General features: G+C 67.9%; 27 protein-coding genes. 13 read left to right on the top strand and 14 right to left on the bottom strand.

All coding sequences use genetic code 11. The features are described from left to right. Positions 1 to 65: 65 nt before the first annotated feature. Positions 66 to 1,733, bottom strand: coding sequence for a nitric oxide reductase activation protein NorD (locus tag G6N48_RS00375; RefSeq protein WP_085269357.1), 1,668 nt, complete (start codon positions 1,731 to 1,733; stop codon positions 66 to 68). Between the two features lie 195 nt (positions 1,734 to 1,928). Here G6N48_RS00375 and G6N48_RS00370 point away from each other — a divergent pair, with 195 nt between their 5' ends. From G6N48_RS00370 to G6N48_RS00350, 5 genes are all read left to right on the top strand, one after another. Next, a complete protein-coding gene (locus tag G6N48_RS00370; protein WP_085269358.1) occupies positions 1,929 to 3,074 on the top strand; it encodes an acyl-CoA dehydrogenase family protein in 1,146 nt (381 codons plus the stop codon). Continuing rightward, entirely contained in the window at positions 3,071 to 4,168 is a 1,098-nt protein-coding gene (locus tag G6N48_RS00365; RefSeq protein WP_085269359.1) for an acyl-CoA dehydrogenase family protein, read from the top strand. The genes G6N48_RS00370 and G6N48_RS00365 overlap by 4 nt, the downstream gene beginning before the upstream one ends. Before the next feature lie 298 nt (positions 4,169 to 4,466). Further along, positions 4,467 to 5,747, top strand: coding sequence for a TetR/AcrR family transcriptional regulator (locus G6N48_RS00360; protein ID WP_085269360.1), 1,281 nt, complete (start codon positions 4,467 to 4,469; stop codon positions 5,745 to 5,747). 77 nt (positions 5,748 to 5,824) lie between these two features. After that, positions 5,825 to 6,667 (top strand): SDR family oxidoreductase, encoded by an 843-nt coding sequence (locus G6N48_RS00355; protein WP_085269361.1) that lies wholly within the window; start codon positions 5,825 to 5,827, stop codon positions 6,665 to 6,667. A gap of 43 nt (positions 6,668 to 6,710) precedes the next feature. Continuing rightward, complete coding sequence (locus tag G6N48_RS00350; RefSeq protein ID WP_085269362.1) at positions 6,711 to 7,352, top strand: SDR family oxidoreductase; 642 nt, start codon at positions 6,711 to 6,713, stop codon at positions 7,350 to 7,352. 81 nt (positions 7,353 to 7,433) lie between these two features. Here G6N48_RS00350 and G6N48_RS00345 read toward each other — a convergent pair whose 3' ends face one another. The 3 genes from G6N48_RS00345 to G6N48_RS00335 form a co-directional block, all read right to left on the bottom strand. Then, positions 7,434 to 9,167, bottom strand: coding sequence for a DUF3556 domain-containing protein (locus tag G6N48_RS00345; protein WP_085269363.1), 1,734 nt, complete (start codon positions 9,165 to 9,167; stop codon positions 7,434 to 7,436). A gap of 101 nt (positions 9,168 to 9,268) precedes the next feature. After that, the gene (gene prpD / locus G6N48_RS00340) at positions 9,269 to 10,774 is read right to left on the bottom strand and encodes a 2-methylcitrate dehydratase PrpD (RefSeq protein ID WP_179969832.1); all 1,506 of its coding nucleotides are present in this window, start codon (positions 10,772 to 10,774) and stop codon (positions 9,269 to 9,271) included. A 123-nt stretch (positions 10,775 to 10,897) separates the two neighbouring features. After that, entirely contained in the window at positions 10,898 to 11,365 is a 468-nt protein-coding gene (locus tag G6N48_RS00335) for a hypothetical protein (RefSeq protein ID WP_139825785.1), read from the bottom strand. Between the two features lie 409 nt (positions 11,366 to 11,774). Between G6N48_RS00335 and G6N48_RS00330 the strand changes: the two genes are divergently transcribed. Continuing rightward, positions 11,775 to 12,569 carry a DUF6065 family protein gene (locus tag G6N48_RS00330; RefSeq protein ID WP_085269366.1) on the top strand — a complete coding sequence of 265 codons (795 nt, stop codon included), beginning with the start codon at positions 11,775 to 11,777 and terminating at the stop codon, positions 12,567 to 12,569. 79 nt (positions 12,570 to 12,648) lie between these two features. On the opposite strand, the gene G6N48_RS00325 is transcribed toward G6N48_RS00330, so the two are convergent. From G6N48_RS00325 to G6N48_RS00315, 3 genes are read right to left on the bottom strand one after another with little or no spacing between them, the layout of a single operon-like run. Then, positions 12,649 to 13,158 (bottom strand): DoxX family protein, encoded by a 510-nt coding sequence (locus G6N48_RS00325; RefSeq protein ID WP_085269367.1) that lies wholly within the window; start codon positions 13,156 to 13,158, stop codon positions 12,649 to 12,651. A 47-nt stretch (positions 13,159 to 13,205) separates the two neighbouring features. Then, positions 13,206 to 14,432, bottom strand: a complete 1,227-nt coding sequence (locus G6N48_RS00320; protein WP_085269464.1) for a WS/DGAT/MGAT family O-acyltransferase — start codon at positions 14,430 to 14,432, stop codon at positions 13,206 to 13,208. 31 nt (positions 14,433 to 14,463) lie between these two features. After that, positions 14,464 to 15,369, bottom strand: coding sequence for an alpha/beta fold hydrolase (locus tag G6N48_RS00315; RefSeq protein WP_085269368.1), 906 nt, complete (start codon positions 15,367 to 15,369; stop codon positions 14,464 to 14,466). Between the two features lie 289 nt (positions 15,370 to 15,658). On the opposite strand from G6N48_RS00315, the gene G6N48_RS00310 reads away from it, so the two are divergent. Beyond that, positions 15,659 to 16,519 (top strand): alpha/beta fold hydrolase, encoded by an 861-nt coding sequence (locus tag G6N48_RS00310; RefSeq protein ID WP_085269369.1) that lies wholly within the window; start codon positions 15,659 to 15,661, stop codon positions 16,517 to 16,519. 30 nt (positions 16,520 to 16,549) lie between these two features. Here G6N48_RS00310 and gnd read toward each other — a convergent pair whose 3' ends face one another. Together gnd and G6N48_RS00300 are read right to left on the bottom strand one after the other, a co-directional pair. After that, a complete protein-coding gene (gene gnd / locus G6N48_RS00305; RefSeq protein ID WP_085269370.1) occupies positions 16,550 to 17,572 on the bottom strand; it encodes a phosphogluconate dehydrogenase (NAD(+)-dependent, decarboxylating) in 1,023 nt (340 codons plus the stop codon). Between the two features lie 14 nt (positions 17,573 to 17,586). Next, positions 17,587 to 18,996, bottom strand: a complete 1,410-nt coding sequence (locus G6N48_RS00300; protein WP_085269371.1) for a glucose-6-phosphate dehydrogenase — start codon at positions 18,994 to 18,996, stop codon at positions 17,587 to 17,589. A 142-nt stretch (positions 18,997 to 19,138) separates the two neighbouring features. On the opposite strand from G6N48_RS00300, the gene G6N48_RS00295 reads away from it, so the two are divergent. After that, positions 19,139 to 19,948: an adenylate/guanylate cyclase domain-containing protein gene (locus tag G6N48_RS00295; protein WP_232066504.1), complete on the top strand. Its 810-nt coding sequence runs from the start codon at positions 19,139 to 19,141 to the stop codon at positions 19,946 to 19,948. Here the strand turns inward: G6N48_RS00295 and G6N48_RS27620 are convergent. Further along, the gene (locus G6N48_RS27620) at positions 19,945 to 20,109 is read right to left on the bottom strand and encodes a hypothetical protein (protein ID WP_169718434.1); all 165 of its coding nucleotides are present in this window, start codon (positions 20,107 to 20,109) and stop codon (positions 19,945 to 19,947) included. The two genes, G6N48_RS00295 and G6N48_RS27620, sit on opposite strands and share 4 nt — an antisense overlap. A gap of 94 nt (positions 20,110 to 20,203) precedes the next feature. Here G6N48_RS27620 and G6N48_RS00290 point away from each other — a divergent pair, with 94 nt between their 5' ends. Genes G6N48_RS00290 through G6N48_RS00280 form a run of 3 tightly spaced genes read left to right on the top strand, consistent with a single transcriptional unit; the run spans position 20,204 to position 22,105 of the window. Beyond that, a complete protein-coding gene (locus G6N48_RS00290; protein WP_085269373.1) occupies positions 20,204 to 21,022 on the top strand; it encodes an SDR family oxidoreductase in 819 nt (272 codons plus the stop codon). Further along, entirely contained in the window at positions 21,015 to 21,401 is a 387-nt protein-coding gene (locus G6N48_RS00285; protein WP_085269374.1) for a carboxymuconolactone decarboxylase family protein, read from the top strand. The genes G6N48_RS00290 and G6N48_RS00285 overlap by 8 nt, the downstream gene beginning before the upstream one ends. 23 nt (positions 21,402 to 21,424) lie before the next feature. Then, entirely contained in the window at positions 21,425 to 22,105 is a 681-nt protein-coding gene (locus G6N48_RS00280; protein WP_085269375.1) for a guanylate cyclase, read from the top strand. 42 nt (positions 22,106 to 22,147) lie between these two features. Here G6N48_RS00280 and G6N48_RS00275 read toward each other — a convergent pair whose 3' ends face one another. Next, positions 22,148 to 22,546: a VOC family protein gene (locus tag G6N48_RS00275; RefSeq protein WP_085269376.1), complete on the bottom strand. Its 399-nt coding sequence runs from the start codon at positions 22,544 to 22,546 to the stop codon at positions 22,148 to 22,150. A 132-nt stretch (positions 22,547 to 22,678) separates the two neighbouring features. Here G6N48_RS00275 and G6N48_RS00270 point away from each other — a divergent pair, with 132 nt between their 5' ends. Both G6N48_RS00270 and G6N48_RS00265 read left to right on the top strand, forming a co-directional pair. After that, positions 22,679 to 23,287: a TetR/AcrR family transcriptional regulator gene (locus tag G6N48_RS00270; protein WP_232066503.1), complete on the top strand. Its 609-nt coding sequence runs from the start codon at positions 22,679 to 22,681 to the stop codon at positions 23,285 to 23,287. Continuing rightward, positions 23,284 to 24,108, top strand: a complete 825-nt coding sequence (locus G6N48_RS00265) for a hypothetical protein (RefSeq protein ID WP_085269377.1) — start codon at positions 23,284 to 23,286, stop codon at positions 24,106 to 24,108. Before G6N48_RS00270 ends, G6N48_RS00265 begins: the two co-directional genes overlap by 4 nt. Before the next feature lie 75 nt (positions 24,109 to 24,183). On the opposite strand, the gene G6N48_RS00260 is transcribed toward G6N48_RS00265, so the two are convergent. The 3 genes from G6N48_RS00260 to G6N48_RS00250 form a co-directional block, all read right to left on the bottom strand. Further along, positions 24,184 to 24,558, bottom strand: coding sequence for an arsenate reductase/protein-tyrosine-phosphatase family protein (locus G6N48_RS00260; protein ID WP_232066737.1), 375 nt, complete (start codon positions 24,556 to 24,558; stop codon positions 24,184 to 24,186). Positions 24,559 to 24,620: 62 nt separating this feature from the next. Beyond that, entirely contained in the window at positions 24,621 to 25,700 is a 1,080-nt protein-coding gene (gene arsB, locus G6N48_RS00255; protein ID WP_372511163.1) for an ACR3 family arsenite efflux transporter, read from the bottom strand. Positions 25,701 to 25,720: 20 nt separating this feature from the next. After that, positions 25,721 to 26,182, bottom strand: coding sequence for an ArsI/CadI family heavy metal resistance metalloenzyme (locus tag G6N48_RS00250; RefSeq protein WP_085269379.1), 462 nt, complete (start codon positions 26,180 to 26,182; stop codon positions 25,721 to 25,723). Positions 26,183 to 26,271 lie beyond the last annotated feature (89 nt).

The raw sequence follows: 26,271 nt of genomic DNA, 5'->3' as shown, positions 1-26,271 counted from the left end.
TCGCCCGGCGCACCGATAATCCAATTGCGTTCCTGCCCAGCGATGTCCGCGCGACCAGGCATTCATCACGACACCTTCCGGCGGACTTCTGCCGAGCGCAGCGCCGACCGGAACAGCGGTCCGATCACGCCGGCAAGTTGATCGGGGCGCGCGATCGTCGCGTGCGCGGTGCTACCGAAGACTCTGCGCACCGATTGCACGTCGGTGCCCGCGCCTATCGTCAGGCACACGCAGCCGGTGCCACGGCGACGGGCCTCCGTCAGGGCGCGGCGCGCGTCCGCCGCGCCGTAGGCCCGCTCGTATCCGTGGTCGTAGGCGAGCCCGTCGGAGAGCACCACCAGCAGCCGCCGCGACGTACCACCCCGTGCTTCCAGAACCGCCGAGCCGTGCCGGATGGCCGCCCCGAGGCGCGAGTACGCCCCTGGTTCCAGGCTGTTCAGCCGCCTCATGACCTGGGAGTCGAGGTGGTCGTCGAATCGTTTGACGGGCACGATGCTCACCGCGCGACGGCCTTGCGAGTAATACGCGTACAGCGCGACTCGGTCACCGAGGTCGTGCAGGGCCACGGCGAGGCCTGCGACCGCGGCACGTTGCTGTTCGTGGACCGTGCGCCCCACGGTTCCGGGCTCTGCCGCCGAGCCCGAAACATCAATGAGCAGCAGCACGGACAGGTCGCGCCGGCGCCGCAGGCTGTCGAGATAGAACGCCTCGTCCGGCACTGACCCGGCCAGCACCTCGACGCGGGCTTCGACTGCCGCGTCGATGTCGACGTCGTCGCCCTGCGATTGGCGACGGCGGCGATGCAGGCCCATCCCCAGGCGTGCCAGCGGGCGCCGCAGGCCGATCGCGCCGTCGAATGGCGGGCTCGCCCCAAAAGAGAAAGACCTGATCTTCGGCTCGACCTCGCGCACGGTGCACCACGCGGGCCGGTACCTCTTGCGCGCCGCCTCCCATTCCGGATACGTCACGCCGTCCGGGGCGGCGAGCTCTTGATCGGTGCCGTCCGCGATCGAGGGGGAAGCCAGTGACGTCACCGCGTGCGGCCCGCGCGTTGCGGAATTCGTCCGATGCGTCGGGGCATCCGCACCGGGCGGTCCGCCGCCGCTGCCGGTCTTACGCGCGGACGACAGCATTTTGTTCAGCCATTTGCCGATGAAACCGCCCCCACCGACCGCGCTGGTGAACAGGTCCGGATCGTCGGAGTCGTCGACCCCGCCGTCGTCGAGTTCTTCGAGTTCCTTCCCGCCGTCGCGCCGCGGGATGTGTCCGGCCGCAGCCGCGTCGCGCGGTGTCGCTCGAGAGCGGGCGGCCAACGCCTTCGCGGCACGGATCACACCGAATTCCGTCGGCGGCCCGTCGATTGCGGCGCGCCCCTGGGCAATTTTCAGGGAGGCGGCGGGCGAGGTGCTGCGACTCGCAATGTCCCGGTTGCCCGCCGTGGCCAAACTGGCTGGCAGCAAACCGCTATTGCCGACCAGGGCGCGGTGCGCCTCGACCGCCAGGTAGCGCCTGGCCAGCCGGGGGTGTCGGACCAGCGGGCGCAGCACGTCGGGATCCAAGCTGCCCGCGGCGATCATGCAGGCTTGCACGGCGACAGTTCTGAGGGCTTCGGGTGTGGCGTGGTCTGCGGTGCCGAGATCGACATAGATCGTCTGGCCGTCCGTCCAAGCAGGCTCACCCGGTTGTAGCTCTGCGACCGTCACGGGTTGGCCCGCGAGTGCCGATGCGAACATCCGGAGGGCCTGCAACCGGTCGCCAAGAACGTCGCCTGGCACGCTCGCCTCCGACCGTCGTCCTCGTTGACCAAATATCTGTTCCACCGTAGAGTCCGGTTTCAGCGCAGTCAATCGGCGGGCGAGGTCGCTCGCGGCGCCGCGCCGCTACACACGCGCTGTTGACCAGATGAGCCGAGGCTAGAGAATAGGCAAGTGGATTTCTCCTACCCACCCGAAGTGGAAAAGTTCCGCGGCGAGCTGCGTGACTGGCTGTCCGCCAATCTGACCCCGGAGTTGGTGGCGGCGCGCCGGTCCGCCGGCCGCGACGACGCCACCTTCGAGATGCTGCGCGCGTGGAACGCGTTGATGGCCGACGCGGGCTGGGCCGCCGTCTCGTGGCCCCGCGAATACGGTGGCCGCGGCGCGACCGTTCTCGAGCAACTGGTCTACACCGAGGAAACCACGCGCGCCCGAGCACCCATGCCGCTCAACGTCATTGGGCTGAACAACATCGCGCCGGCGATCATGCAGTACGGCACCGAAGATCAGAAGCTCAGGCTGCTCCCCCGCATGATGCGCGCCGATGACATCTGGTGCCAAGGCATGTCGGAGCCCGAAGCCGGATCCGACCTCGCGGCGTTGCGCACCCGAGCGGCGCGCGATGGTGACGACTTCGTCGTCAACGGCCAGAAGATCTGGACCTCGCTCGGGCACCGGGCGGACTGGTGCCAGCTCTACGTGCGCACCGATCCCGACGCGCCGAAGCACAAGGGCATCTCCTGCCTGATCGTCGACATGACGCTTCCCGGCATCGAAGCCCGCCCGCTGGTCACGCTCAACGGCGACGCCGATTTCGCCGAGGTGTTCTTTCACGACGTGCGCGTGCCGGCGGACGCGCTGCTCGGGCCGCTGAACGCCGGCTGGCACGTCGCCACCACCACGCTCAGCCACGAGCGCGCAGGAGCGGCCCGCTTGTACGCGGAGATGCAGGTGAGGCTCGAAGAACTGGTCGACGACATCGCCGCACACACCGACGCCCTCGACGACGCGGTGACACTGCGGCGCCTCGGCGAAATCGCGCTCCGCATCAAGTATCTCGAAGTCCTGTGCCAGCGGTCGATCTCGGCGACGCTGCACGGCGCAGACGCTCTGGGCTCGGCCAGCCTCGCCAAGACCGTGTGGGGCGAGATCGGGCAGGCCCTGGCCGCCCTGGCCTTCGACGTGCTGGGCACCAGCGGCGCGGACGCCCCGTGGGCGAACTACCGTCTGACGTCGCGGTCACTGACCATCGCGGGCGGCACGAGCCAGATCAACAAGAACATCACGGCGCAACGCGTACTCGGATTGCCGCGAAAATGAACCTCGAGCTCACAGACGAACAAGTCGCCCTGCGCGACACCACGCGGCGCTTCCTCACCGAGAAGGCGTCGGTCTCAGGCCACGTGCGACCGCTGCTCGACGATCCGACCGGCATCACCGAAGCGGTGTGGCGCGGCCTCGCCGACCTCGGAACGACCGGGCTGTTGGTGCCGGAGGAACTCGGCGGGGCCGGCATGACGATGGTCGAGGCGGGCGTCGTCGCCGAAGAGCTGGGCGCCGCGCTGCATCCGGGGCCGTGGTTGTCGACCGCGGTGGCCGCCACGCGGGCACTGACCCGGCTGAGCGACGGTGAATCCGCAGGCGAGCTGTTGAGCGGGATCGCGGACGGCGGCACCATCGCCACGGTCTGCTTCCCCGGTTCCTACGACGCTTCCGTTGATCCGCACGGTGACGACTTCGTTGTACGCGGCGAGGTCGGGGGAGTGCCCGATGCGGCTGCCGCCGACATACTCCTGGTGCTGGCCGAGGATGGCGACGGCACAAAGCTTTTCGCGGTGCAGCACGGCTCGTCCGGGGTCTCGGTGGCGCCCGAGCTTGGTATCGACCGGACCCGTAAGCAGTTCCGCATCGCCTTCGACGCGGCACTTGCGCGGCGACTCGGCACGGTGTCCCCCGAAGATGTCGCCGCGGTAATCGACGACACGCTGATCGCGACCGCCGCCGACGCGCTCGGCGCTGCGCGTGCCGTCATGGACCTCGCCGTCGAATACGCAAAAACCAGAAAGCAATTCGGTCAGCCGATCGGCTCGTTCCAGGCGGTCCAACATCTGTGTGTGGACATGTATGAGACCGTCGAGCTGGCCCGCAGCGGTGTGATCCACGCGCTGTGGGCGGCCGACAATGCCGATCCCGACGAGCGCCACCTGTCCGCGCTTCGCGCGAAGGCGTTCGCCGGGCGGCTGGCCACCGTCGCAGACACCGCCATCCAGGTGCTGGGCGGTGTCGGCTACACCTGGGAACACGACGCTCATCTCTACCTCAAGCGCCTGCTGAGCTGGAGCGCACTGCGCGGCGGTCCGGACCGCTACCTCAGCGAACTCGGTGCGCGCCTTGCCAGCAGAGGTCGTCGGTGATGGACATCGCGTACCTGCTCGGACCCCGCGCTGCGCGCCGAGATCGCCGGGCTGTACCGCGAGGCCTACCTACTGCGGGCCGGTCGAAGCTTCCATCCGGCGTCGCGGCGCTTCCGTCGATGAGCTGGTCGCACGCGACGGCTGGGACGGCCCCGCGTTCTATGCTGGGTGATCACCGCGCTGTGCAGCGCGTTCTCTGCGGACGGTCTGATAGCCTTTAACAAACATTTGGTTCGGCGAAAGGACGAATGCGCATGGCCGCGACTCCGCAGTCGTCCAGTTGCGCGCCCCGCTAGCCATGGCCGGCGCCAGGTCGTCGCGAGCCGTCGACGCGCTCGATTCCGGGACGCGGCGCACCGAGATCCTCGAGACCGCTGCGTCGTTGATCGCCTCGTCCGGACTGCGGACCTCGCTGCAGGAGATCGCGGACGCCGCCGGCATCCTGCCGGGCAGCCTCTATCATCATTTCGAATCCAAAGAGGCGATCCTCGTCGAGCTGAGCCACCGGTATCAGGAGGACATGGACCGGATCGGCCGGGCCGCCCTGTCCAGATTGGACGAGGCCGACGCGCGAGGCGTTTCCGACAAGATCATCGAGCTCGGCTCGGCGATCGCGCGCTGCGCCGTCCAGCACGGCGCGGCGATGCAGATGTCGTTCTACGAGGGGCCGAGCTCGGATCCGGAGCTGGTCAAGCTGGCCCGGCAGCAGCCGACGGCAATCCAGCAGGCCATGTTGCAGACCCTGCGCGCCGCACGGTGGAGCGGTTACCTCAAGGCCGACGTCGATCTTCCCATCCTGGCCGACCGCATCTTCCAGACGATGCTTCAGGTCGGCCTGGCCGTGATGCGCCACAACGCCCCACCCGACCAGGTCGCCGAACTGCTGTGCCGAATCATGTTGCAGGGGCTGGCAACTCGGCCACCTACCGACTCGGCGTTGGACCGCTCCCCCGCCTTCACCGCCGCCAACGACGTCATCGCCGCGTGGGAAGACGACAGCGAAGCCGACCCCAGCGACAAGGCGGCGCACGTGCGCGCGGTGGCTCGCGCGGAGTTCGGCCGCAAGGGCTACGAGGTCACGACCGTCAGGGACATCGCGTCCGCGGCCGGCCTCGGCACCGGAACCGTCTACCGGGTCATCGGTTCGAAGGACGAACTGCTCGCGTCGATCATGGAGTCCTTCGGGCGCAAGGTCGAGGCGGGCTGGGTGAACGTCCTGCGCTCGGAGGCCACCCCCATCGAGAAGTTGGACGCGCTCAGCTGGGTCAACGTCAACGCGCTCGACCGGTTCTCCGACGAGTTCAGGATTCAGCTCGCCTGGATGCGTCAGTCGCCGCCGGACACACCCAACCCCGGCTGGTTGTATGCCACGCGACTCCGGCAGATGAAATCGCTTCTCGCCGAGGCGATCAAATCCGGAGAGATAGGCGTCGACGCACCGTCGACCGCGATGCTGGCCCGGTGCGTCATCGCCCTGCAGTGGATCCCGGAGAACATCCTGGGCGCAGTGGGCACGCGCGCGGCGCTCCTTCATGCCCGTGACACCGTCCTGCGCGGCGTCGCGGTCCGGGGCAGGTAGGTATTGAACCAAATAACTGTTACCCATACAGTTGGGCAACCAGAACCGCGTTGGCAGTTATCGAGAAGGGGATTTTCATGACCATTGTCGATCGGTTGCGCTACGACGGCAAGCGGGCTCTCGTCGTCGGTGGCGCCACCGGCATGGGCGCCGCCGCGGCCAAGTCGGCGGCCGAGCTCGGCGCCGAGGTGATCGTGATGGATTACGCGCCGGTGAACTACGACGTCGCCAAATCCATCCAGGTCGACCTGCGCGACACCGCATCCATCGACGCCGCGCTCGAGCAGCTGGGTGGCCCGGTCCACGCCGTGTTCTCGGCCGCCGGCATCGCCGACGGGACCACGGACCTGATGGCGATCAACTTCCTCGGCCACCGGCACCTCATCGAGCGACTCATCGAGAAGAACCACCTGCCCTCGGGCTCCGCGATCTGCTTCATCTCCTCCGTCGCCGGCATGGGCTGGGAAAACGACCTGGAACTTTTGACCGAGTTCCTCGCCACACCGGACTTCGCGTCGGCCCAGGAATGGGTCAAGGCGCACGAGGCCGAGGGAATCATCCACTACGGCTTCTCCAAGAAGGTCGTCAACGCCTATGTCGCTACCCAGGGCTACCCGTTGCTGAAGAAGGGCATCCGGATCAACGCGATCTGCCCGGGTCCCACCGACACGCCGCTGGCCCAGTCGAACGCCGACCTGTGGCTCACCTTCGCCCAGGACTACCGCGACGAAACCGGCTCCAAGGTGCACACCCCGGAGCAGATGGGCGACGTGATGGCGTTCCTGAACAGCGCCGCCGCCTTCGGCATCAATGGGATCACGCTGCTGGTCGACTACGGACACACGATGGCCTCGCTGACCAACGCCTACCCGCCGGGAAAGCCGATCATCGACATCATCATGGGGCGCGTCAAGCTCTGACGGCGGGTCACCGTCGAACTACGGCGACGGTAACGTCAGGGGCATGGCACGTATCGTCATCATCGGCGGCCACGGCAAGGTCGCGCTGCAGCTGGCACCCATCCTGACCCGGCGCGGCGACGACGTGAGCTCCGTTTTCCGCAATCCCGACCACTCCGATGACGTCGCGGCCACCGGTGCCAACCCGGTGGTGGCCGACATCGAGCAGATGGACACCGACGCCCTGGCCGGGCTGCTCGCCGGTCACGACGCGGTCGTGTTCGCCGCCGGCGCGGGCGGCGGTGACCCGGCCCGGACGTACGCCGTCGACCGCGACGCGGCGATCCGGGTGATCGACGCCGCGGAGCGGGCCGGGGTGCGGCGGTTCGTGATGGTGTCGTATTTCGGCGCGGGTCCCGATCACGAGGTGCCGCAGGATGATTCGTTCTTTCCCTATGCCGAAGCCAAGGCGGCCGCGGATGCGCACCTGCGCGCGAGCGATCTGCAGTGGACCATCCTGGGGCCCGGCCGCCTGACCCTGGACGCACCGACCGGCCAGATCATGCTGGGCGAGGGTGAGGGCAAGGTATCGCGGGCCGACGTAGCGAGTGTCGTGGCCGCGACGCTGGCGGACGACTCGACGATCGCGCGGACCATCGACTTCAACAACGGCGACATCCCCATCGCCGAGGCGCTGGCCAGCTGAGCCGCGGGTGCCGTCCGCCGACGAGAAGGCAGAGTCGCTGCGCAACATGGTCGCCGCCGCGCAGGAGGTCCGGGCGGGCGCTTAACCGTTCGAGTCGGACAGCACCTCGACCGGGACGTCGTCCGCCCACGGTTGCCGGGTCACCATGTCGGCGACTCTGACCACCCCGCGCTCGAATTCGCCGGTCGCCGCGTCCACCAGCCGGTAGGCCTGGGTCTGCTTGTGGATCGGCTGCGCGTCGAGAAGGACCACCCGCACCTCCCCCGGCTCGAAGTGGCAGCGCTTCTGCAGCGCCGAGATCAGCTGCTCGTTGTGCATGTGGCCGTCGCCGAAGTTCCAGCCGATGGCGGTGCTGCAGATCCGTTCGCCGTCGGTGATGACGTAGTCGTCCTCGTTGTGCCCCGCCATGGCGCGGTGCGCCAACGTGAACAGGGCCCGGCCGTGGGTGTTGAACCCGCGGAACGCATACCCCATGTAGATCGGGATCTGCGCGGCCTCGGGGCTGCCGTAGAACCGCTCGAGCTGAGCCTGGGGCATGCTCGCGATCGCCACGATGCCGCGGGTGATCTTGTCGGTCGCCGACGGCTTCATGCACCACAGCGTGGTGTCCCAGTTCCCGGCGTAGTACCGCATGCCGGGCAGGAACGAGATCTTGCGCGGAAACATGTTGCCCAGCGCGACGATTCCGGCGATCACGACGAACAGGATCGCCACCGGTATCGGGTGTTTCAGGTCGGCCAGCCCGAGCCGGGCGTGGGCGACGAACAGCGACAGCACGCCGAAGATCATGAAGACGTTCCACTCCAGCGGGACCCCCATCGGAATCGACACCAGAATGCCCAGGTGGAAACACACCATCACGATCGCGGCCACGGTGGTGGGCCAGCCGCCGCGAGAGAAGAACAGCGCCAGCGGGATCAGCATCTCGATGGCGGTGCTCACGTGTGCCACCACGCGGGAAAGCCGGCCGGGCCGCAGGTCGTCGGGGAACTTCTCGAAGAAACGCCGCTTCAGCGATCGGGGTCGCACCAGAGGGTTGTTGGACATCATCGTCGAGATCACGAAGGGGAAGTGCTTGTTGAGCTTCGAGGTCGCCGCGCCCATCCAGATGACCAGGAACACCACCTTCGACGCGACGATCACGTCGGCCCCGCCGAACAGAAAGGTGACCGCCATGGTCGCGTAGACCTCGCCGCGGGCGGCCAGGAAGATCACCTTGTCGCGCAGGCCGAGCACGCCGAGGATCACCAGGATCAGCGCGATCTGCCAGGACGGGAGCAGCCCGACGGTGGTGCCCAGCTCGGGCACCGGACCGGTGCCGTCGGAGAACAAGACCCGCAGGATCACCAGCACCAGCAGCCCGTAGAGCGCGACGTCGATCGGGGTGCGCTTGGTGCCCTTCGTCAACGGCACCCGGTCCGGCCACGGTGGCAGCCGGATGGTGCCGAACCGCATCCAGTACAGGATCGACCCCATCGGCGGGAAGAACCGGTTGTTCAACGGCCCGAAGCCGCAGCCGAGCCCGACGACTTCGAACAGCATCGTGTAGAGCACGACCTTCTCGAAGACGATCGGTTCCGACCACCACGACGCGACGTTCGTGATCCCGCCGAGCCCTTTGGTCGCCGACGCGAACAACCATGCGAACACGATGTAGAGAAGAATCTTGACGACATAGAACAGATGCAACGCGACGGGCGTGCCGAAGCCCACCTCGGCCCAGTGCTTGGCCATCGGCCGGATCTTCTCGCTCCGGGTGCCCTTGTTCCACTCGACCATGTCGAGCTGTGGCAGCTCCGGCTTCAGGAATCCCATGGTTTGACAGATTAGAACCTGTTCTAGACAAACGGGCCGCTTGGGGCGAACAGCGTTTTGCCCGCCGGTGACGTCCCGGGACGCCGCGAACGCCCAGGCGGTCAGCCGAAGATCCCCGGCGGGATCGCCGGTGCCTTCTGCAGCACCCGCGGCTCCACCTCGATGTTGAGCGCGTGAAGGGCGCCGGCGCCCAGCTCGGCCAGCGAGTCCACGACGGACAGAAACCTCGCCCGCTCAGCCGGGGCCACGACGCCGGCGGCGAGGCCGGTGAACTTGTCCTCGTACTCACGGCGCCGAAAAGGCCGAGCGCCCAAAGGGTGCGCGTCGGCCACCGCCAGCTCGTCGCAGATCGTCTCTCCGCTGGTGAGCCGCACCTCGGCGCGCGCCCCGAACGCCTTCTCGGCCGGATCGCTCGAGTGGTAGCGACGGGTCCACTCGGGGTCCTCGACGGTGGAGATCTTGCGCCACAGCTCGACGGTGTCGGGCCGGTGCGCCCGCTCGGGCGCATAGGACCGCTCGTGGTGCCAGCTCCCGTCCTGCAGCGCGACGGCGAAGATGTAGGGCAGCGAGTGGTCGAGCGTCTCGCGCGACGCGTCCGGATCGTACTTCTGCGGATCCCGCGAGCCGCTGCCGATCACGGCGTGGGTGTGGTGGCTGGTGTGCAGCACGATGGCCGCGACCTGTCCGAGATCGCCGATACGCTCGCGGAGCCGGCGGGCCAGGTCGATCGGCGCCTGGCTCTGGTACTCCGCGGAGTGTTCCTTGGTGTAGCTGTCCAAGATCGCGCGCTTGGGTTCCCCCGGCGCGGGCAGCGGCACGCGATACTCGCGTTCGGGACCGCCCAACAGCCAGGCGATCACGCCGTCCTCACCCTCCCAGATCGGCGCCGGGGACCCCTCGCCGCGCATCGCCCGATCGACCGCCTCGACGGCGACCTTCCCGGCGTGCGCCGGCGCAAACGCCTTCCAGCTGGAGATCAGGCCTTTGCGCGATTGGCGGGTGCTCGTGGTCAGGTGCAGCGCCTGCCCGACCGCCTGGTAAATGGTCTCGACATCGAGCCGCAGCATCGTCCCGATGCCGGCGGCCACCGACGGGCCCAGATGGGCGACGTGGTCGATCTTGTTCTCATGCAGGCAAATTCCGCGGGCAAGGTCGATCTGGATTTCGTAAGCGGTTGTCAGGCCGCGGATCAGGTCGGCGCCCGGCACTCCCAGCTGCTGCGCGACCGCCACCAGCGGCGGGATGTTGTCGCCGGGGTGGGAGTACTCGGCGGCCAGAAACGTGTCGTGGAAGTCGAGTTCGCGCACCGCGACGCTGTTGGCCCAGCCCGCCCATTCCGCCGAATAGGTGCCCGCGACGCCGAAGACGCTCGCGCCCGGGCGCGCCGGGTGGGCCATCGCCTGCCGCCGGGCCACCGCCACCGGGCGGCGCAGCACCGCCGCGGCGCTCACGGCGGCGTTGTCGATGATCCGGTTCGCCACCATCTCGGCGACATCCGCTTCGACCGCGACCGGGTCGGCGGCCACCTCGGCGATCTTGGCGGCCAGGTGGTCGCGGCGCGGGAAGTCCTCGGAGCTGCGCCGCGTCCGAACCGTATGCGTCAACACTGCTCGCAGAGTATGCGACGCGTTCGGCGTTGACGACCTACTCCCGGCGTCGTCGTCGGTGGGGGTCGTGCCGCGACGGCGCGTGGTTAGGGCAGTGCCAGATCTACGCCCTGACGCCGGGCATCAGGAGGAAGAGGGCGACGACGACGATGGCGACGACGACGATGACGGCGTCTGGCTGATCGAGATCTTGTCGGTCTGCGTGTATCCCGCCGGCCGGCCGCAGGCCGGCACCAGGTAGGTGTGGTCAGCCGTACCGGTCAGCGTGGTGGGATCCCACGTCATGTGGGAGTTCGCGCCGTATTGGATGTAGCTGCCGTCCGCGCAGCTGATGTTGTTCATCGTGTCCATCACCCACTGGCCGTCGACCAGGCGCGCCGGCCCGCCCCCGGCTCCGGCTTTGATCCAGACGCATCCGTCGCCACAGGAGTTGACGGTCCAACTGGTGGTGAGCGTTCCACCGGAAGGCGTCGTCGAGGTCAGGGTGTAGCTGCCGTCCATCGTCGGCGTGTCAGCCCACGCCGTGCCGGGTGCACCGGCAGCCAGACCGACGAACATCGCGGTTGCGGCGAAACGCCGAGCGATAGCCATCATTACGCTCCTCACCGTTTGCCGACCCGTGTCGGCAACGGTGATGGTCTATCACACGGCGCGTTACCCCGCGATTCGGCAACTTTGCCGTAACAAAGGGGCCCTGCCCGCACTTCGACAGCATCGCGAGCAAAAATCCCGCCGAGTCTCGCCACGACGCCGATCCGGCATCTCGGCAAATCGGGCGAACAGCGCCTCGAGCCGTGCGGAGCGGGAAACCCTGCGGAATCGTGCCGGTCCGCGGCCGCGCCGCAATGGTCGATGGCTTGACACCGCCCCGCGGTTCAGGGAGCGAACTGTCGTTAGGCCCGTTAACGGCCGTCCCCGCACGGCATGACGTGCGCTATGTTCTGCGTGACAAGGGCGCAGTAAGCCCGCGCACGGGGGTCACCAACGAATCGAGGATCCGATGAGTGACCAGTCCGACAAGCCGGCCTACCCGCTGGTCGGATACATCACCCGCGATGACGCCCCGCGGATTACGCCGGCACCGAGCGACCGGGCGTGGATGTCGAAGATGTCGGAGCTACGTACGGGGTGGCCAAATCGGTGTCTGCCGATGCTCATTGCCAACCAGAGCGGCTGGGTGCTGCGCAATCGGTGCGCCTTCACCGCCACGTGGATTGGACAGGAGGACGGCGTGGACGTGCTCATCGCGCCGGACAAGCGCGACACCGACCATTTCCTGCCCGTCAGCCATTTCGGTAACGGCATCCTCAGCTTCCATCTGCCGATACTGTTTCGCACACCGCCGGGCTACAACCTCTTGGTCCGCGGGCCGGCGAACTCTCCGAAGGACGCTGTATGCCCGCTAGAGGGCGTGGTCGAAACCGACTGGGCGAGCGCAAGTTTCAGCATGAGCTGGAAGCTGACCCGCAAGATGATGCCGGTGCGATTCGAGGTCGACGAGCCGATCTGCATGATCGTGCCGCAACGCCGCGGCGAGCTCGAGGAGTTCGCACCCGAACTCAGGCGCGTCGAGTCCGACGAGGACCTGGAACGCAAGCACAGGGCGTTTCTGCGCCCCCGGGACGTGGAGGGGCAGCTCCGGGCGGTGGCGGCCGTCGCTGCGGGAGAGCAGGTGGAGTGGCAGGGCGACTACCTGCGGGGCCGACACATCGACGGCGAAGTCGGAACACCGGACCACCAGACCCGCCGTCATCTTCATCCGTTTGTTCAGCGCCAACCTGACGATCGGCGATAGGGTCGGGTAGCCTTGCGCCGCCCGCGGGTGCGCTACCGCCCGGCTCGATCGGTTGGTGGCCGCGAAGCCACCCCATCGCCTATCCCGCCTGCTTGGCCGGCGGGCGGTAGAAGATGACCAGCTGGCCGATCGCCCCGGCGAGCCCCAGTACGACCGAGATCAGCAGTCCCTGCCATCCGTCGAACCAGTTCTTCCCGAAGATCAGCCAGTCCAGGCTGATCCTGCCGGCCCCGAGGGTGGCCACGGCGACGGCGCTGACCGCCAGCACCAGGTTGTACTCCCAGCCCTCCTTTACGATGAAGAAGCCGTTGGCACGGTGCACGGTCCAGGCCGCCACGAGCATCAGCGAGACGAATCCCGCCGCGGGGATCGGCGTGAGCAGCCCGGCGGCGAGGCCGAGACCGGCGGCCATCTCCGTCGACGCGGCCACGGTGGCGTGGAACTTGCCCGGCTTCATGCCGATGCTCTCGAACCAGCGCGCGGTGCCCGGGATGCGGCCGCCGCCGAAGAATTTGTTGTAACCGTGCGCGGCCAACGTCACGCCCAGAACCAGCCGCAGGATCAGCAACCCGACATCATAGGGAGTCATAGGAGCAAACCTAGAGCATGCGTCGGATCGGATGACACAAGCGCGCCTCACAGCGCCGCGTCCAGCAGTCGCATGTAGTTGTCGATGTCCGGCACCGCCGACGCCGCCGCGTGCACGCTGACCGCCACCGTGTCGCCGATGCCGTGCACCCCGTGCGTCAGCCCCATCACCGGCGACAGCGCGGGGTAGCCGGCCGTCAGCACCACCCCGGCGCCACCGAAGCCCAGATCGGCCGCTCCGCGGTGCACGCTGGACACCACTGTGTTGCCGGCCACCTGCGCAGGCCGGACATCGGCATCGAACTGGGCGACACCCCAACGCAGCAGGATTGCGGGCACGGCGGCGAACGCGCGGTCGGCGGCGCGGGTCGCCGGATGCCCGAAGCGGCGCCGCCCGTTGGCCAGGTCGGTCGCAATCCGCTCGGCGCGCGCGTCACGATCGAGCGCCGGATACAGCCCCACCCCGACGTTGCCGAAGTTGTTGTACGCCTCTCGTGCGGTGGGCTTTCCCATCGGCACCTCGGCCCCCGCCGAGGTGGCTTCGTCGCCGAACAGTTCGGCAAAAACGGAGGCAACGGCGGCGAGGACGCCGACGGTGACGGTCGGACCGGGCAATTGGTCGCGGCGACGCACCAGCGTGCGCACCGTGTGGGCGCCGTGCGGGCGGGCGTTGGTGGGCAGCGGCGGGCGCGGCCCGACGCCCGGCACCAACAGCCCGGCCCGGGTGTCGCGCACCAGGCGGCGGTGAGCGAGGGCCGCCTCGGCGGCCCGGCGCGGCAGGCAACCCGGCCGTGGCCGGGGCACGCCGGGCACCGGGTCCGGCCGGCCGAACAGCCACGCGGCCAGCGCCGCCCCCCGGGCTCCATCGGCCAGCGCGTGGGGCACCTGCAGGACGGCGACGGTGCCCGCGCCATCGACGAAGGGGATGCCCGGCACCGGCGTGAACACGTGCAGCCGCCACGCCATCCGGCGGATGTCCAGTTGGTCGCGGAAGAGGCCGGCCACGGCCGTCAGGCAGCCCTGCCAGCCGGGATCCGCCGGCTCCCGGAACACGACCTGCTCGACCGTGACGGGCGTCGGCACCCACCGCGGATAGGTCAGCCGGTTGTCGTCGCGGACCCGCATCGCGAGGTCGGGGCACGCCCGGGCCCGCCCGAGCACCTCCTCGACCGCCCGCCCGCGGTCGGCGGGTACGCCGTCGAACGCGTAGAGCAGAAACTCGTCGTTGGGGACCTTGGCCGACAGCCAGTAGAACTGCGCATCCACGGCCGCCATCCGGTGCGCCGCCGCGACCCGGGCCACGGCGTCAGTCGGGCGAGCCGAGGAACGCCAGCACCAGGTCGCCGACCTTGTCCGGCTGTTCGAGCTGTAGGAAGTGTCCGGCGCTTTCGACGATGCCGACTTCGCTGCCCGCCGGCAGCACCTTCTGTGCCCAGCGCGTGAAAGCCACTGTCATGCAGCCGTCGTCGCGGCCGTGCAGGTACAGGCACGGCAAGACCGGCACCTCGGTCCACAGGCGGTTGAGTTCAGCATACCGCGCCGGCGGCCGGGTATTGCGGATCGTGGCCCGGTACGGGCCGAGCGCGGCCCGCCAGCTCTCCGCCGTCCCGATCGCGGCGTCGACGTGGCGCAGATCCTCCTCGGCGCGGTAGCCGGGCGACCACCGCCGCCACAGCAGCGGAACCACCCATTGCCCGGAACGCTCGGGCAGCCAGGGCAATTGGAAGTACATGATGTACCAGCTGCGCATCAGCTGGCGCGGCAGGCGGACGGCAAGCCGCGCGCCCTCGGCCGCGCCCGCGCGACGGCGCAGCGCCGCCGCCGGGGGCACCGACATGATCACCGCCTTCGCGAACGGGCTGTCGGGCATCGCGGCCAGTCCGGTCGCGGCGATCGCCCCCCAGTCGTGCCCGATCACGACGTCACGGTCCGTTCCGCCCGCGGCCGAGCGCACCCGCAAGGCGTCGTCCATCAGCGCACCGACGTGGTAACTGCCGTCCGTGGGAATCGACGAGGGCGCATACCCGCGCATGAACGGCGCCACCACCCGCCACCCCGACTCGACGAGGCGGGGCGCGATCTTGCGCCACCCGTAGGGTGTGTCGGGGAAGCCGTGCAGGCACAACGCGATCGGGGCGTCCGGCGGTCCCCACGTGAGGGCCTTCAGGTCTCCGGCGCTACCGGGTACATCGATCCAGCCCGGTTCACCCATGGCGGGCTACCCGCTCAGCATCGTCCGCCATGTCCACTCCCTGCTCGGCGCGTCCGCACGGACCAACCTAGCCCGTGCCTGTCCGGGGCGCACCGACCCGGGGGTAGAAATCGCTAAAGTGTCACGGCGGCAATCGTTTTCGAGCGATGGGAGCGAGGCGTACCCGCTGGGTTCACCGGGTGAGCCCGCCCACCGACTCCGCCGCCTCCCCGCCGGGGAGGGGGCAGCGCACGTGGTGAATAGATCGCCTAGGTAACGTCGGAGAACGATCGACGAAAGAGGAACCCCCGTGAGCACCGTGCGCAGCAACCCCCAGACGGTCGAGTTCCGCGGTGTCGGAGGGATCACCCTGGTCGCCGACGAGTGGAACCGCGCCGCCGGCGCGGCCGACCGGCCGTCCATCCTGATGTTGCACGGCGGGGGTCAGAACCGGTTCTCCTGGAAGAACACGGGCCAGATCCTGGCCGACGACGGCTTCCACGTCGTCGCGCTGGACTCGCGGGGCCACGGCGACAGTGACCGCGCCCCCGACGCCGACTACGACGTCGAGACCATGACCGCCGACGTCATGCGGGTCCTCGACGCGATCGGCCGGCCCGTCGCACTGATCGGAGCCAGCATGGGCGGGCTGACCGGCATCCTCGCCGCCCACCGGGCCGGCCCCGATCGGGTGACCCGACTGGTGCTCGTCGACGTCGTGCCCCGCTTCGAGAAGAACGGCAGCGCCCGCATCCGCGACTTCATGGTCAGCGGCATCGACGGATTCGAGTCGCTCGAGCAGGCCGCCGACGCCGTGGCCGCCTACCTGCCGTACCGCACCCGGCCGCGGAGCCCCGAGGGACTCAAGAAGAACCTTCGCCTGCGCGACGGGCGCTGGTACTGGCATTGGGATCCGGCGTTCATGACCAAGCCCGGGGACGACCCGGAACTGCGCACCGAGAAGTTCGAGGAGGCCGCGACGAGCCTCGAGATCCCGATCTTGTTGATCCGTGGCAAGCTGTCCGACGTTGTCAGCCCCGAAGGCGTGCAACACTTCCTCACCCAGGTGCCGGGCGCGGAGTTCGTCGAACTGTCCAACGCCGGGCACACCGCGGCCGGGGACGACAACGACGCGTTCAGCCAAGCCGTGGTGGCCTTCGTCGAGCGCTGATCGGGTCCCGTGGCGACCCGCTTCGCCCGGCTAGTTCGCCGGCTTCTCGGCGTGTCCCCCGAACTGCTTGCGCATCGCCGAGAGCGCCTTGTTGGCGAAGTCATCGAGAGACCGCGAGGCGAAGCGGGACTGCAGCGCGGTGGTCAGCACCGGCGAGGGAACTCCCTCGTCGATCGCCGCGATCGCGGTCCAGCGGCCCTCCCCGGAGTCGGAGACCCGCCCGGAGAACTCCTTGAGATCGGGCGATTGGTGCAACGCGATCGCGGTCAGGTCCAGCAGCCAGGACCCGATGACGCTGCCGCGGCGCCACACCTCGGCGACATCGGGGATGTCGAAATCGTATTGGTAGAACTCGGGATTCGACAGCGGCGCCGTTTCGGCGTCGCCCTGCTGGATGTGCTTGCCGATGTCGGCGTTGCGCAGGATGTTCAGCCCTTCGGCGAGCGAGGCCATCATCCCGTACTCGATGCCGTTGTGCACCATCTTGACGAAGTGTCCCGCCCCGGACGGCCCGCAGTGCAGGTAACCCTTCTCGGGCTGCGCGACCTCGCCGTCACGACCCGGCGTACGCGGCGCGGCGTCGACGCCGGGCGCGACGGTGGCGAAGATCGGCTCGGCACGCGCGAACGCGTCGTCGTCGCCGCCGATCATCAGGCAATAACCGCGCTCGCGGCCCCACACGCCACCGCTGGTGCCGCAATCCAGTAGGTGAATCCCCTTGTCCGACAGAATCTTCGAGTGCGCGATGTCGTCGCGATAGTACGAGTTGCCCCCGTCGATGACGGTGTCACCGGACTCCAACGTCTTGGCGAGCTCCTCGATGACGCCCGTCGTGATCGTCCCGGCCGGGACCATCACCCAGACGACGCGCGGCGCGTCGAGCTTCTCGGCAAGCTCCTTCAAGGAGGACACACCGGTGGTGTTCTCCTCGCCCGCCAGCGCTTTGACCGCGTCGGGATCGTGGTCGTAGACCACGCACTGGTGTCCGTCCTTCGTCACGCGGCGGACGATGTTGGCGCCCATCCGGCCCAGGCCGATCATCCCAAGCTGCATGTGTCCGGTTCTCCTTAGTTCGATGCTTGCGAGCCTTCGGGCAGCCACGGCGATTGCCAGCTGCGATGACCATGCAGTAGCGACTGCGCCGCCTCGGGACCCCACGAGCCGCGGTCGTACTGGTGCACCCGGCCGGGCTTGTCGAGCAGGGGTTGCACGATCCGCCACGTCTGCTCGATGGCGTCCTCCCGGGCGAACAGCTGGCGGTTTCCCATCAACCCGGCGTACAGCAGGCGTTCGTAGGGCCGCACCGCTTCGCCGAGGTCGCGCGCGAAGGACGAGTCCAGGTGAACGTCCTGCCACGAGTCGCCGACTTGCGCGGACAAACTCAGCCGCATCCCCGGGTCGGGATCGATGCGCAGCACGATCTGGTTGGGCTCGTTCGGCCGGCCGTTGGGCAGGAACGGACAGCCGGGGACGTGGTGGAGGAACATCCTGACCTCGGTGACCGTCGTCGGCATCGCCTTGGCGGCGCGCACGAAGATCGGCACCCCGGACCAGCGCCAGTTGTCGATCTCGGTCCGCAGCGCGACGAATGTCTCGGTCTTGGAATCCTTGGCCACACCCGCGACGTCGGTGTAGCCGCGGTACTGGCCACGCACGCAGCGCTGCGGGTCCAGCGCCGGCATCGCCCGGAACACCTCGGCCTTCCTGTCGTTGAGGTCGTCGGCGCTGGGCCCGACCGGGGGTTCCATCGCGACCAGCGCGAGCACCTGCATCAGGTGGTTCTGCACGACGTCGCGCAGCGCGCCCACCGCGTCGTAGAACTTGCCGCGGTCGTCGACTCCGAAGCTCTCCGCCATGGTGATGTGGATTTCCGAGACGCTTTCGCGGTCCCACAACTTCGACAGGCCGAGGTTGGCGAAGCGCAGGTACTCCAATTCCTCGACGGGTTGTTTGCCGAGGAAGTGGTCCACCCGCAGGATCTGGTCCTCGTCGAGCACCGCGCGCAGCCGGGCGTTGAGGTCGCGCGCCGACTCCAGGTCGTGACCGAACGGTTTTTCCACCGCCACCCGCGCATGCTCCAGCAGGTTGGCATTCGCGAGGTTCTCCACGATCGGAGCGAACAGCGACGGCGGCATCTCCAGGTAGAACAGCGGACGGGCGCCCGAGTCGATCATCTTGGAAAGCCGGCCGTAGAGCTTCTCGTCGGTCACGTCGCCGTGCAGATAGGACAGCCGGTCGGCGAACCTGGCGAACACCGCGTCGTCGAACTTCTCCCCGGATCCCTCGATGGCATCGCGCGCGCGCTCGAGCAGCTTGTCCTTGGAGATGTCGTCACTGGCCACGCCGATGATCGGGCAGTCCAGCATGTCGCGGCGCTCGAGCCGGTACAGGGCGCGGAACGTCATCTTGCGCGCCAGGTCTCCGGTGATCCCGAAGATGACCAGCAAATCAGACGGTTCTCCGTCGCTGTCAGCCATGACCGCACCTCCCGAAAGTCACCTTCTCGGCTCCCTTGAGACTCACTACCCGCGGCCGGCTGTCTCAACACTAAACACTGCCTGTGAGCACGACAACCCGAGCGCGTGCCGGTCCCGGGAGGACCTTTGCGAGGATGATCCCGTGGCTGATGCACTGCACATCGCGGTCTACGCCCTCGCCGGGGTCGCGGTGCTCGAGGGTGTCGGAATCGCGGTGCTGATCAGGCTGCTTGCCGGTGCGCGCCGGCAGATCGACGAGCTGCAGCAGCGGGCCGATGCCCGCAAACGGTTGCTGTCGGGCGGCCGCGAGGCCGTCAAGACCGTCTGGCAGACCGCCAACCTGGTGCGCAAGGAAGGCTTCGGGGCCGCGGTGCGCAGCTCGATCGAGGACCTCGCCGATTGGGCGGAGGTGGAAAGGCCCGACCTGGCCCGGGTGACCCCGGACGGCCGGGTGGTCATCCTGTTCTCCGACATCGAGGAGTCGACCGCTCTCAACGAACGCATCGGCGACCGGGCATGGGTCAAACTCATTGGCGCGCACGACAAGCTGGTCTCGGATCTGGTGCAACGACGCTCCGGTCACGTCGTGAAGAGTCAGGGCGACGGCTTCATGATCGCCTTCGCCCAGGCCGAACAGGCGGTGCGGTGCGGCATCGACATTCAGCAGGAGCTGCACAAGGACGCAAAACGCAAGCGGCACGAGGAGATCCGCGTCCGGATCGGCATCCACATGGGACGCTCGGTGCGCCGCGGCGACGACCTGTTCGGGCGCAACGTCGCGATGGCGGCGCGGGTCGCGGCTCAAGCCACCGGCGGCGAGGTCCTGGTCAGCGAACCGGTGCGCGAAGCGCTCGCGGAGTGTGACGGCATCAGGTTCGACAAAGGGCGCGACGCGGAGTTGAAAGGCTTCTCGGGCAGCCACCGGCTGTACGCCGTGCAAACGGGAAGCTAAGGACGCTGGGAGTCGGATTCGGCCAGCCGTTGATGCAGCCGGGCCCGGACCTCGTCGGCCGTATATGCGCGACGCTTGCGTTGGTCGCGCGCCACCAGCGCTCCCCCGGCGACGACGCCGGCGACCCCGGCCAGCCCCAACCACTTCCACACACGGCGCATCACGACAGGCTATTCGCGGACGGTCGGGGTGCAAGCGGTTGTGGTTAACTTGTGTGCCCTGACTCGAGGCAACGACTGCGCACCACCCCCGCACATGGACACCCTTCGCGACAAGGTCGCCGTGATCACCGGAGCGGCCGGCGGCATCGGCCGCGCCGTCGCGTGCGCGCTCTGCGAAGGCGGCGCTCGCCTGGTGGCCGTCGACCTCGACGACGGCGGTTTGCACACCCTCGCGGAAGGTCTCGGCGATCGCGGTGCCGCCGTATTGCCGCACCGCGCCGACGTTTCCGACGCGGGCGCGTTCGAGGCAGTCCGGGACGCGGCATTGCGGCGGTTCGGCCGGATCGACATCGTGGTCAACAACGTCGGCGTGCTGACAAACGGGCTTCCCGAGGACATTCCCGTCGCGGAATGGCAGCGCATCGTCGACATCAACCTGATGTCGGTGGTGCGCAGCAACGCCGCGTTCCTGCCGCTGCTGATCGATCAGGGCAGCGGGCACGTGGTCAACACCGCCTCCTTCGCCGGGCTCTTCACCTACTCTTACGACCGGCTGCCTTATGCGGCCACCAAGGCCGCGATCGTCCAGATCAGCGAGGGGCTGGCGATTTACCTGCGGCCCAAGAACATCGGCGTCACTGTGTTGTGCCCGGGACCGGTTGCGACCAATATCACCGTCGGTGTGCCATCGTTCGGCCGCGGGGCGCCCCTGCGCATCCCCGGCGAGCAGTTCGCGTTGCTCGAGCCCGCAGTCGTCGGGGAGCTTGTCGCCGATGCGATCCTGCGCAATCGTTTCTTCGTGCCCACCCACGCCAACGTCGTCGAGGAGTTGCGTCGCCGCGCCGACGACTGGGATGCCTACATCGACTTCCAGATCTCCCGCGACCGTGGAAAGGCGAACACCGATGGCTGACCCCCACGAGGAGGGCTTGGAGGTTTTCCGGGAGATGATGCCGGGACTGATCCCCGAGGGGGTGACCAGTCTGCGCGACGGAGGCTTCGCCGAGGAACTCGGGGACATGACCATCGATCACGTCTTCGGCGCCCTGTGGACGCGGCCGGGCCTGGATCGCCGGTCGCGCAGCCTGGTGACCCTCGGCGCGCTCGTCGCCCTGCGGGCCGGCGAGGAGCTGAAGTTCCACTTCCCGATCGCGCTGCGCAACGGGCTGAGCGTGGAAGAAGTCGAAGAGGTGATCTACCACCTGGCGGCTTATGCCGGCTATCCCGCGGCGGCCAGCGCGCGCAAGATCGCACAAGACGTGCTGTCCGGCCCCACCACGACGAGTACATAAGCGGCGGAAGGGTTTACCCGACGATGCCCACCCTGGAGCAGGCCCTCGAGGAGACGCGGACCGGCGACCTCTGGCTGTTCCGCGGCGGTTCCCGGCCCGACCGCGCCATCCAGGCCCTGACCAACAGCCCGGTCAACCACGTCGGCATGACGGTGGCCATCGACGACCTGCCGCCCCTGATCTGGCACGCCGAACTCGGCGACAAGCTGGTCGACATGTGGACGGGCACCAACCACCGCGGCGTGCAACTCAACGACCTCGGCCAAGCCGTCGCGCAGTGGACGCGGCGCTACCGCCAGCGATGCTGGCTGCGCCAGCTGACTCCCCCGGCCACCCGCGATCAGGAGAACCGGCTGCTGCGCGTCATCGCCCGGATGGACGGCACCGCGTTTCCCACCACGATGCGCCTCACCGGGCGGTGGCTACGTGGCCGATTCCCCAATGCCTACGATTGGACGCGGGGGATTCCGGTCGTCGAAGACCGGGCCCGGGAGTCGACCGAGCGACGCAAGGAGCGCCAGCGGCTCGGCCTGCAGGTTGCATACTGCGCCGAGACGGTGGCGATCACCTACGAGGAAATGGGCTTGCTCTCCACGGGAAAATATTCGAACTGGTTCGATCCCGGCTCATTCTGGAGTGGCGACAACCTCCCCCTGGCGCCGGGCTATCAGCTCGGCGGCGAGATCGAGGTCACGGCCGACTAGTTGTTCGGGGTTGCCTCTGCGCCCTGTTCGTTCGGCCGGGATTCAAATGCCGAACTTGGCGCGGGCACCCTCGGTGACCGGCGTGAACAGGTTGACCAGGTTGCCGTCGGGATCCCGGAACAACAGCGCGCGATTCCCCCAGGGCATGGTTGTCGGCTCCGTCACGACCTCCTCGAGCCGCCCGCGCAGCCGCTCGTACTCGGCGTCGACATCCTCGACGATGAACTCGACGATCGCACTGCGATTGGCAGCCGCCCGGGCGGATCCCTCCCCGAACAGCGGCACCGTCTTGTCGCTGCCGATCGCGAGCGTGCCCACCGGCGTCGGGATCTCCGCGAACAAGTCGTTGCCCCACTGCGCAGGGACTTCCGTGATCATCTCGTAGAACCCGACCAGGCGTCCGACGTCGGCCGTGATGATGCGGGTCGAAACGAACTTCATACAAGCCTCCCTTTGAGCGACGGCGTCGCGAACCTTCAGCAAGCCTAGGAAGCCCCTCCGACAATAAGCCGCACGTCCATTTCGCTGACAGGCGTCATTGACGGGCGTCAGCATCCGGCGTACGGTTTCGCTGTGCCGTCGCCCGCCGCCTCTGTGACCGCCGAGTCGAAGCTCGGGGGCGTTCGGGAGGCGCGCCGGCTGGAGACCCGAAGCCGCCTGTTCGACGCCGCGTTAGCGGAGATCTCGCGGTGCGGATTGGCGGCCGCCGATGTCAGTGCCATCGCCGCCGGGGCCGGTGTGGCCAGGGGGACGTTCTACTTCCACTTCCCCACCAAAGAGCACGTGCTCGTCGAACTGGAACGCGACGAGGAGACCCGGATCGTTGCCGAACTCGGCGAGGCCGAGGGTGATCTGTCGTCGGTGCTCACCGAACTCGTCCATCGCGTGCTCGATGCCGAGCGGCGCCTGGGCGCAACCATCTTCCGGGACATGTTGGGATTGCACTTCGCCTCGAACCGTCCGGTCGAGGACGAGTTGGCCCACCACCCGCTCGCCCAGTTCCTCATCCGCGTCATCACTCGCGCACGCGACGCCGGGGCACTCGTCGCGGACGCCGACACGACGGAACTCGCGACGTTCTTCCTGACCGGGCTCTTCGCGCTGCTGGCGATCGGCGCACACGACGCCGCCTTGCTGACTCGCTATGTGACAACAGTTGTCAAGGGAATGGAGAAGCGATGAGCACCAACAGCATTGCCGGCTATCGGAACTTTCTGGCCAGACGCGACGGCGAAGCCGACCTGCTCAATCGGCGGTTGACGAAGCGGGAGGAGTTCTTCGATCGACTCGAAGCCGAACCCGTCCGGTCCGCCCACCCGGCCGACCAGCACACGTTTCTTCGCAACCTGCGTCGTCGGAGACCCGAACCCGGCCTCGACAAGAAGATGCTGTTCCTGCTGGCCACCGCAAAGCTCAATCAGGCGGAGCGTTTCGGCGTCGGACTCGGTGAAACCTACGGGCACAACAGCGATGCCCAAGCGCCCGCCGAGGACGTCTACCTGGAACTCGAAGAGCACTACCACACCCGGTTGCTGGCTTACGCGCTGGACGTCTTCGACCTGACCTTCCAGGTGCTGCCGCCACCGTTCGTGATGAGACAGTTCGTCAAGGCGAACGTGTTCCTGCCACGACGGATCAGCTTTGCCTTCGTCGGCGCCGCGGAGATGGCCGGTTGCATCATGTTCGACGAACTGCGCCGCGTCGGCGTCGAGTTGTTCACCGACGAACCCGCCGTCGCCGAGCGAATCGCGTTGCTCTACAGCGAGATACTCACCGACGAGATCGGCCACGTGGGTTATTGCGCCTCGCGCTGCACCACGGCCGAGCGTGCGATCATGCGCCGCATCTACCCGCTGATCGGGCGACTGCTCGCGCGCCAGACCGTCGAGATAAGCCTGTTGGTGGACCGCGAGAAGCTGAACGCACGCCTCGACAGGCCCTTCGACGTCGAGGCACTCACCTCCACGCTGGACAACGAGACCTATCTCGTCGCACATCCGTGACACGCGGCGGGCGGCGCGCAAGCGCCGAAGTTCACGTGCGCCGGTGCCGCGACCGGCGCTGACCGCGAGGACGGGCTAACGGTCCGCGGCACGGATGGTTGATGGCGTCAGGCCCAACTGGCCCAGCAGAAGGCGGATGCGGCTCTCGATGGCATCGCGGATCGGTCGCACCTCGTCGGCCGCGAGACCGGACGGATCGGGAATTTCCCAATTCTCGTATCGCTTGCCCGGCAGGCGAGGGCACGCGTCGCCGCACCCCATCGTCACCACGACGTCGACGGCTTCGACGACGTCAGCCGTCCAGGGACGGGGTCGCTCGCGGCTGATGTCGATGCCGACTTCGGCCATCGCCGCGACGGCAGCGGGGTTCACCTCCTCGGCCGGTTCGGATCCGCCGGAGTAGGCCAATGCTTGTTCCCCGGCGAGGTGCCTGAAGAAGCCCATCGCCATTTGAGATCGGCCCGCATTGTGGGTGCACAAGAACAGCACGCTCGGTTTACCGGACCGTTCGGTCATCGGGCGCTCCGGTCGAGCGTGCTCGGCGCGACTCGGCGTCGGAATCGGTGACGCAGCGCCAGCGACAGGTACACGAGCGCGACAAGCGCGGGCACTTCGATGAGCGGTCCGACGACTCCGGCGAGCGCCTCGCCGGAAGTCGCTCCGAAGGTGGCGATGGCCACCGCGATCGCCAGTTCGAAGTTGTTGCCCGCAGCAGTGAACGCGAGCGTGGCGGTGCGCCGGTAGCCGAGGCCGAGCACCGCCCCCAGCAGGTAGCCACCGCTCCACATCACGGCGAAGTAGGCGAGCAACGGCACGGCTATGCGGGCGACGTCGAGAGGACGGTCGATGATCTGATCGCCTTGCAACGCGAAGAGGATGACGATGGTGAACAGCAGTCCGTAGAGCGCCCACGGCCCGATGACGGGCAGGAATACCGACTCGTACCAGTACCCGCCTTTGACCCTTTCGCCGATAAGCCGGGAGAGGTACCCGGCGACCAACGGGACGCCCAGGAATATCAGCACGGACTTCGCGATCTGTCCCGGCGAAATGCTGATGGTGTTCTGCGGCAGGCCAAGCCAGCCGGGGAGCACCGAGAGGTAAAACCAGCCGAGCACGGCGAACATGGCGACCTGGAAGATGGAGTTGAGCGCAACCAGAACCGCGGCGGCCTCACGGTCGCCGCACGCGAGGTCATTCCAGATGATCACCATCGCTATGCATCGCGCCAGGCCGACGATGATCAGTCCGGTGCGGTACTGCGGCAGATCGGGTAGCAGCAGCCACGCCAAGGCGAACATGAGAGCAGGACCGAGCGCCCAGTTCAGCACCAGCGAACTGACGAGCAGCCTGCGATCTGCGGCGACCGCGCCGAGGCGGTCGTAGCGCACCTTCGCCAATACCGGGTACATCATCACCAGCAGTCCCGCCGCGATCGGCAGGGAGATGCCGTCGGCCCGGATACGATTGAGGTCCGTGTTCAGCGCCGGGACGAACCGGCCCAGCAGCAATCCGGTGGACATCGCGACGCCGATCCACACGGGCAGAAAGCGGTCCAGGCGTGAAAGGCCTTGCGTAACAGACTCGCTCAAGTGTCGTTCCGTCGCCCGGGTCACGCAGGTTCGCCTTGCGCGGCGCCGCCGGCGGGCCCGCAGCACAGCCAGTCGCCGATCGCGTCGTCGGCTTTCGCGGGCTCGGCACCGAAGGTCTGCGCGTCGGCGAGCACGGTATAGATTTCCCACCTGTGCCCCGCCGGCCCGGTCACCCACGCCTTGTCCTGCTCGGCGAAGCAGCACGTGGCCCCCAACTCTTCTTCGGTGATCAGGCCCTCGCCGGCGAGGCGGGCGATCTCGGCGTGCACCGCCTGGCTGGAATCCACTTCGATACCGAGGTGATTCAGAGTTCCACCGCGGCCGGGGCTTTCGATGAGGACGAGCTTCAGCGGCGGTTCGGTCACCGCGAAGTTCGCATAGCCCTGCTTGACCTTGGCCGGCGCGGTGTCGAACAGCTTGGAATAGAAGGCGATCGCCTCGCTGAGGTCTTCCACGTTGAGGGCGAGCTGAGCGCGGGGCATGGCGGGCTCCTAACTCTGCGACTTATGTCGAACTTGTCTTGCCCCCGATCCTGCCACTACTTCGATATATGTCAATAAGGTATGGCAGA

The sequence above is a fragment of the Mycobacterium parmense genome (genome assembly GCF_010730575.1).
In the GTDB taxonomy this organism is placed as follows: Bacteria; Actinomycetota; Actinomycetes; order Mycobacteriales; family Mycobacteriaceae; genus Mycobacterium; species Mycobacterium parmense.
Note: the sequence above shows the minus strand (reverse complement) of the source record. Positions and strands in the feature narration are given on the sequence as shown.

Excerpts from the sequence above, each read along its gene's own strand:
- G6N48_RS00375 (WP_085269357.1), bottom strand. The coding sequence starts at position 1,733 with ATGTTCGCATCGGCACTCGCGGGCCAACCCGTGACGGTCGCAGAGCTA.
- G6N48_RS00365 (WP_085269359.1), top strand. The coding sequence starts at position 3,071 with ATGAACCTCGAGCTCACAGACGAACAAGTCGCCCTGCGCGACACCACG.
- G6N48_RS00360 (WP_085269360.1), top strand. The coding sequence starts at position 4,467 with ATGGCCGGCGCCAGGTCGTCGCGAGCCGTCGACGCGCTCGATTCCGGG.
- G6N48_RS00355 (WP_085269361.1), top strand. The coding sequence starts at position 5,825 with ATGACCATTGTCGATCGGTTGCGCTACGACGGCAAGCGGGCTCTCGTC.
- G6N48_RS00350 (WP_085269362.1), top strand. The coding sequence starts at position 6,711 with ATGGCACGTATCGTCATCATCGGCGGCCACGGCAAGGTCGCGCTGCAG.
- G6N48_RS00345 (WP_085269363.1), bottom strand. The coding sequence starts at position 9,167 with ATGGGATTCCTGAAGCCGGAGCTGCCACAGCTCGACATGGTCGAGTGG.
- G6N48_RS00335 (WP_139825785.1), bottom strand. The coding sequence starts at position 11,365 with ATGGCTATCGCTCGGCGTTTCGCCGCAACCGCGATGTTCGTCGGTCTG.
- G6N48_RS00330 (WP_085269366.1), top strand. The coding sequence starts at position 11,775 with ATGAGTGACCAGTCCGACAAGCCGGCCTACCCGCTGGTCGGATACATC.
- G6N48_RS00325 (WP_085269367.1), bottom strand. The coding sequence starts at position 13,158 with ATGACTCCCTATGATGTCGGGTTGCTGATCCTGCGGCTGGTTCTGGGC.
- G6N48_RS00320 (WP_085269464.1), bottom strand. The coding sequence starts at position 14,432 with ATGGCGGCCGTGGATGCGCAGTTCTACTGGCTGTCGGCCAAGGTCCCC.
- G6N48_RS00315 (WP_085269368.1), bottom strand. The coding sequence starts at position 15,369 with ATGGGTGAACCGGGCTGGATCGATGTACCCGGTAGCGCCGGAGACCTG.
- gnd (WP_085269370.1), bottom strand. The coding sequence starts at position 17,572 with ATGCAGCTTGGGATGATCGGCCTGGGCCGGATGGGCGCCAACATCGTC.
- G6N48_RS00300 (WP_085269371.1), bottom strand. The coding sequence starts at position 18,996 with ATGGCTGACAGCGACGGAGAACCGTCTGATTTGCTGGTCATCTTCGGG.
- G6N48_RS27620 (WP_169718434.1), bottom strand. The coding sequence starts at position 20,109 with ATGCGCCGTGTGTGGAAGTGGTTGGGGCTGGCCGGGGTCGCCGGCGTC.
- G6N48_RS00290 (WP_085269373.1), top strand. The coding sequence starts at position 20,204 with ATGGACACCCTTCGCGACAAGGTCGCCGTGATCACCGGAGCGGCCGGC.
- G6N48_RS00285 (WP_085269374.1), top strand. The coding sequence starts at position 21,015 with ATGGCTGACCCCCACGAGGAGGGCTTGGAGGTTTTCCGGGAGATGATG.
- G6N48_RS00280 (WP_085269375.1), top strand. The coding sequence starts at position 21,425 with ATGCCCACCCTGGAGCAGGCCCTCGAGGAGACGCGGACCGGCGACCTC.
- G6N48_RS00275 (WP_085269376.1), bottom strand. The coding sequence starts at position 22,546 with ATGAAGTTCGTTTCGACCCGCATCATCACGGCCGACGTCGGACGCCTG.
- G6N48_RS00265 (WP_085269377.1), top strand. The coding sequence starts at position 23,284 with ATGAGCACCAACAGCATTGCCGGCTATCGGAACTTTCTGGCCAGACGC.
- G6N48_RS00260 (WP_232066737.1), bottom strand. The coding sequence starts at position 24,558 with ATGGCGATGGGCTTCTTCAGGCACCTCGCCGGGGAACAAGCATTGGCC.
- G6N48_RS00250 (WP_085269379.1), bottom strand. The coding sequence starts at position 26,182 with ATGCCCCGCGCTCAGCTCGCCCTCAACGTGGAAGACCTCAGCGAGGCG.